Annotated in this window: 5 protein-coding genes and 1 pseudogene; 3 read left to right on the top strand and 3 right to left on the bottom strand. The window is 72.8% G+C overall.

What is annotated here, in order from left to right; translation table 11 throughout:
• Positions 1-859: pseudogene (locus tag ABZ371_RS28425) on the top strand (hypothetical protein); the annotation flags it as partial.
• Between the two features lie 114 nt (positions 860-973).
• Here the strand turns inward: ABZ371_RS28425 and ABZ371_RS28430 are convergent.
• The gene (locus ABZ371_RS28430) at positions 974-1,861 is read right to left on the bottom strand and encodes a hypothetical protein (protein ID WP_358684808.1); all 888 of its coding nucleotides are present in this window, start codon (positions 1,859-1,861) and stop codon (positions 974-976) included.
• Positions 1,862-2,088: 227 nt separating this feature from the next.
• Here ABZ371_RS28430 and ABZ371_RS28435 point away from each other — a divergent pair, with 227 nt between their 5' ends.
• On the top strand, positions 2,089-2,622 hold the full coding sequence (locus ABZ371_RS28435; protein WP_358684811.1) for a DoxX family membrane protein: 534 nt from the start codon (positions 2,089-2,091) through the stop codon (positions 2,620-2,622).
• Positions 2,623-2,716: 94 nt separating this feature from the next.
• Here ABZ371_RS28435 and ABZ371_RS28440 read toward each other — a convergent pair whose 3' ends face one another.
• Both ABZ371_RS28440 and ABZ371_RS28445 read right to left on the bottom strand, forming a co-directional pair.
• Positions 2,717-2,971, bottom strand: coding sequence for a helix-turn-helix transcriptional regulator (locus ABZ371_RS28440; protein WP_358684813.1), 255 nt, complete (start codon positions 2,969-2,971; stop codon positions 2,717-2,719).
• Positions 2,971-3,471, bottom strand: a complete 501-nt coding sequence (locus ABZ371_RS28445; RefSeq protein ID WP_358684816.1) for a DUF2975 domain-containing protein — start codon at positions 3,469-3,471, stop codon at positions 2,971-2,973. The genes ABZ371_RS28440 and ABZ371_RS28445 overlap by 1 nt, the downstream gene beginning before the upstream one ends.
• A gap of 449 nt (positions 3,472-3,920) precedes the next feature.
• Between ABZ371_RS28445 and ABZ371_RS28450 the strand changes: the two genes are divergently transcribed.
• Positions 3,921-5,192, top strand: a complete 1,272-nt coding sequence (locus ABZ371_RS28450) for a lectin (protein WP_358684819.1) — start codon at positions 3,921-3,923, stop codon at positions 5,190-5,192.
• Positions 5,193-5,268 lie beyond the last annotated feature (76 nt).

Raw genomic sequence — 5,268 nt, forward strand, 5'->3', positions numbered from 1 at the left:
GGCCTCCACCCCGCCGCCGCGTCCGGCCCCGGACACGCCGTCGCCGTACCCGGCGACCCGGGCGGCCCCGTACACACCGCCGGTCCACCCGCCCACACAGACCGCGCGTCCGCGTCCCGCGCAGCCCCCGCTTCCCTCGGCTCCGGGCGGCGGGTACGCCTACCCCCCGGCCGCCGGCAGCCGTCCGAACCCCGCTTTCCCCGGGGCCGCGGGCGGCCACCGGACCGGCCAGTGGCAGCCGCAGCAGCCGCGCGGGCGAAACCGGTCCGTGCTGGTGGCCGCGGCAGTGGCCGCCGCCGTGCTCATCGGCGGCGGCGCCTACCTGCTGGGCCAACAGGGCGCTGACAAGGGCTCGAACGATGCCAAGGACGGCAGGACCGGCGGAGCCGCGCAGCCCGGTGGCGCGACCCCGGAGGCCACCGGCAGTGGTGGCGGTGGGAAGGGCGAGGCACCCGCTCCCCCGAAGGGCACCCCCTACAAGAACCTCAGTATTCCCGTGGGTTACGCGGTGATGTTCGCGGACCAGCCGCCGCGGCCGGAGGACCTGGACGTCAACTACGAGGGGGACTTCGGCTACTCCGGCGACATGATCAACGGCGACCGCCTGGCCACGAACCAGTCGGAGAACACCATGGCCCTGCTGGCCCCCTCCGAGCCGGGCTCGCTGGACGGCTGCCTCGCCAACACCCGGTACACCACGTCCATCGACGTGGACAAGGTGGGCAAGGGCTCGCGGATCTGCGTGAAGACGGGCTCGGGCCACTACGGCCTGGTCACCGTGCACGGCTTCGCGTCGAAGGACTCCCCGAGTCAGTACGTCAGCGTGGACCTCACGGTGTGGCGCAACGTGACCGACTGAACCGCCGGCCGAACCGGAGGCGTCCCGGGGGGGCGGCCGCCTCCGGGGCCGGTACCCGCCCTCCGGGACCGGCCCAGGACCGCCCCCCGCACCCTCGGGGGGGCAGGAGGGGCGTCAGGTCTGCGGCGCCTGCGACGCGCTCCAGGCGGTGGCCAGTCCTTCCAGCCACGCCGGCGGCAGTTCCGCGTGTTCCCAGGCGGCCCGCAGCGCCGAGGGGGCGGCAGTGAGGCGTTCGAGTACGGCGATGCTCGTGGGGGAGTGGAGCAGGGAGTAGCGGCTGTGGACGGCGATGCGGCTGCGAGGCCCGTACCGTGCGTACAGCCGGGTCAGCCGGTCCCGGCGGGATTCGGTGAACCGGGCGAGCTGCCCGGCGTACCCCACCCGTGCGACGACGCTCATGGTGCCGAGCACCGCGGTGAGGACCTCGTCCGATTCCTCGGGATCGAGATCGGAGGCGTCGCTGAACGCGAGGTACAGGGGCGCCACGGCGACCTTCGCCCGCTCCACCTCCACCCCTCCGACAGGGTGACGGCCCTGTGACGTGGCCGATGCCGAGCCGGAACCCGTCGGGGCGAGGGCGCGCTCCAGGGCCCGGTCGGCGACGCGGGCGAGTGCGTCACTCACGGCCCGGGCGCCGTCGTGCCGGCCGGTGCCGTACGGCCGGCCGTCCGGATCCGGGGCGACCGCCGCCTTCGCGATCTCGGTGTGCGCGTCGGCGATCGCTCCGGCCTCGACGAGCGCGATCAGGGTCTGCGCCTCGTCCCGGAACACGCCCGCGCGGCCCAGGAGCTCCAGCAGGGTGCTCTTCGCGTTCAGGACGCTGGCGGTGTCCAGCGGGTGCGGGCCAGTTTCGGCGGTGTCGATCGTGTCCTCCTCGTCGGCCGTGGTCCGGTGCTCGCGCGCGGGTGTCACCGCGGTGCGCGGCTGCGCCGGCGCCTCACAGCCACGGCTGAGGGGGCTCCCGGCCGCGAGCGGCCGCCGCACACGTGTCCAAGTCTCCATGACGCGACCGGCCGCCGTCGTGCCTTGCGCCGTTCACCGCGGTTCCGTTCCCGTCGCGACGGGGAGCGGCTCCGCTGCGGAAGGACCGCCGACGGGGCCGACCGGGCGTCCTCGTCCCGCTGGACGGGTGCCCGGTCCGGCGGAACGCCGAATGGCGCCGGTCCGTCGGGGCACCTGATGATTGACCCCGTCAGACAGCCCACTTCGATCGTCCTGGAGGCAGCGTCATGAGTCTTCTCCGTATCGCCGGCCGCCCGATGCTCGCCTCGATGTTCGTCGCCGGCGGCATGAACTCGCTGCGCAGTCCCGAGGATGTCGCCCCGATGGCCGAGCCCGTCGTCCGGCCCGTGGCCGACCGCGTCTCCCTGCTGCCGGACCGCACCGAGCACCTCGTCCGGCTCAACGGCGCGGTGCAGGTGGTGGGCGGAGTGCTGCTCGGGCTGGGCCGTTGCCCGCGGTTGTCCGCGCTGGCCCTGGCCGCGACCCTGGTGCCCACCACGCTGGCCGCGCACCGCTACTGGGACGCGGAGGACCCCTCCGAGCGGATGCAGCAGCGCATCCACTTCCTGAAGAACCTGTCCATGCTGGGGGGCCTGCTCATCGCGGCGGACGACACCGGAAGCGCCCCCTCGCTGCTCTGGCGCGGCCGTCACGCCGCCCATGACCTGCGGCACGACGCGCGCACGGTGCGCCGTTCGGTCCGGGCCACCGCACGCCCGGCGGCGGCCGCCGCAGGTGTCCGCGCCAAGCTCGGGATCTGAGCCACGCGACCGCCTCGCCGCCTCGGCGGAGGCGGTTCGGCTGCCCGGCGGCCGCCTCCGCCGGCCCGCGACGGCCCGTCGCGGGCCGGCTGTCCTAGGCGGACGCCGCCTGCGCGTCCGGGGCGGGCGCAGCGCCCGGTCCGTCCGCGGGCTCCCAGCGGAGCAGGTCCCCCGGCTGGCAGTCGAGTGCCTCGCAGAGAGCGGCGAGTGTGGCGAACCGTACCGCCTTGGCACGGCCGTTCTTGAGCACCGCGAGGTTGGCGGGTGTGATCCCGACGCGTTCCGCGAGTTCGCCCACGGACATCTTCCGCCTGGCCAGCATCACGTCGATGTCGACGGTGATCGGCATCAGATCACCTCGTCCAGCTCTGCCTTCATCTGCGTGGCCTCGGCGTCGCGTGCGACGGCCTGCGCGAGCAGCATCCGCAGCACGAGCACGATGAGCGCGACCCCCATGACCGCGAGCGCGGCTCCGCAGACCAGGAGGACGACCCCGGGGGCGACGGCCTCGCCCGGCGCCAGGACGACGGCGAGCGAGAACACGAGGAGGGCGGCCGCCACGAAGGCGCCCGTCACGACGTCCACGTGGCGGAAGGCAGCGTAGGAGAACACCGTCCCGCGTCGCACCATCGTCACGAGCCGCCAGACGCAGACCAGGACGACCTGGGCCGACACGAGGCCCAGGACCACGATCACCAGGATCGGCCGGCGCATGAGGTCCGCCGCTTCCTGGTCCAGCCCCTCCAGATCGCTCGCCAGCAGCGGAACCATCACCGTCTGCACGAACACCGAGCCGGCGAGCAGTGCCACGAGCACGGCCCGCAACGCGAGCACCGTCAGCTTTCCCATTACCCCTCCTTCGATCGAACCACGATAGTAATCTATCGTTTTACGATAGGAGCGCAAGGAGGCGTCGTTCCGGAGCGAGCGGGCCGGCCGCGCGGTGCGCGCGAGTGCGTCGGGGGAGTGTCCCGGCGCCCCCCGTGTTCCCGTGCCTCCGCGTCGGCGATCGGTCCTTCGGTCCGGGTGCCGTCGAGGAGGCGGAGGCGGCGCCCTCGGGTCCTTCTCGGCGCGTTGGTGACCGGGAGGTGGCCGGTGCCGGGCCCGTGGCATTCAGGAAGTGAACGCGCTCCGGTCTATACCAAAGCCTTGACAGGGTGCGTCTTCATTCCTTAAATCACGTAGTGAACTAATGGCGCCCCGGTTCTCCCGTCCATCCGTCCGGCACATCCGTATTTGTCATGGGCACGCCATCCCCACCACGTCAACCCCCCTCATGCTCCCCGAAGGGAGATGGAATGAGTTCCACACGTTTCCCCCGGCGTCTGGTGCTGTCCCTGGCCATGGCGCTCGGGCTCGCGTCACTGTCGCCCGGCCTCGCGCAGAGCGCGCCCACGCCGGTGACCGCACCCGCCGCCACCACCGCCGCGGCGGCCGCCGTCACGTTCTCCGACGAGTTCGACGGAGCCGCCGGCTCCGCCGTCGACGGCGGCAAGTGGCAGGTCGAGACCGGTGACAACGTCAGCAACCACGAGCGGCAGTACTACACCGCCGGCAACCGCAACGCCGCTCTCGACGGCCAAGGGCATCTCGTCATCACCGCCCGCAAGGAGAACCCGGCCAACTACCAGTGCTGGTACGGGCGGTGCGAGTACACCTCGGCCAGGCTCAACACGGCCGGCAAGTTCACCACCACCTACGGCCGGGTCGAGGCCCGGATGAAGATCCCGCGCGGGCAGGGGATCTGGCCCGCCTTCTGGATGCTCGGCAACGACATCGGCCAGGTCGGCTGGCCCGCCTCCGGTGAGATCGACATCATGGAGAACGTCGGCTTCGAACCGTCCACCGTGCACGGGACCCTCCACGGCCCCGGTTACTCCGGCAGCGGCGGCATAGGCGCGGGCTACACCCTGCCGGGCGGCCAGGCATTCGCCGATGCCTACCACACCTTCGCCGTCGACTGGAGCCCGAACGCCATCACGTGGTCCGTGGACGGGACCGTCTACCAGCGGCGCACCCCCGCCGACCTCGGTGGCAAGCAGTGGGTCTTCGACAAGCCGTTCTTCGTGATCCTCAACCTGGCGGTCGGCGGCTACTGGCCCGGCGACCCCGACGCCGGCACGCCCCTGCCGCAGCAGCTCCTCGTCGACTACGTCCGGGTCACCTCCGGCGGCAGCGAGCCGGCCGGCGGCGGACCCATCACGGGCCTGGCGGGCAAGTGCGTGGACGTGGCGGGCGGTTCGGCCGCGAACGGCACGGCAGTCCAGCTGTACGACTGCAACGGCACGGCGGCGCAGCGGTGGACGGTGGGTGCCGACGGCACGATCCGGGCACTGGGCAAGTGCCTGGACGTAGCCTCGGCCGGTACGGCGGACGGCACCCCGGTGCAGTTGTACGACTGCAACGGCTCGGCGGCGCAGCAGTGGGCGACCCCGGCCGCCCGCGACATCGTCAACCCGCGGGCGAACAAGTGCCTCGATGTGAGCGGGGGTGGCAGCGCCAACGGGGCGCGGCTGCAGATCTGGACCTGCACCGGAGCCGCCAACCAGAAGTGGACGGTGACCCGGTGAGCGTGGCGTCCGGGCCGTTCGCGGGCTGACGCCCGCCCGGGGGAGGGCTTCCCGCCCACCGCCCGTCCGAAGCCCC

Source organism: Streptomyces sp. NPDC005899 (assembly GCF_040629645.1).
Taxonomy (GTDB): Bacteria; Actinomycetota; Actinomycetes; order Streptomycetales; family Streptomycetaceae; genus Streptomyces.

Coding starts and splice junctions, on each gene's coding strand:
- ABZ371_RS28450 (WP_358684819.1), top strand. CDS start 3,921: ATGAGTTCCACACGTTTCCCCCGGCGTCTGGTGCTGTCCCTGGCCATG.
- ABZ371_RS28430 (WP_358684808.1), bottom strand. CDS start 1,861: ATGGAGACTTGGACACGTGTGCGGCGGCCGCTCGCGGCCGGGAGCCCC.
- ABZ371_RS28440 (WP_358684813.1), bottom strand. CDS start 2,971: ATGCCGATCACCGTCGACATCGACGTGATGCTGGCCAGGCGGAAGATG.
- ABZ371_RS28435 (WP_358684811.1), top strand. CDS start 2,089: ATGAGTCTTCTCCGTATCGCCGGCCGCCCGATGCTCGCCTCGATGTTC.
- ABZ371_RS28445 (WP_358684816.1), bottom strand. CDS start 3,471: ATGGGAAAGCTGACGGTGCTCGCGTTGCGGGCCGTGCTCGTGGCACTG.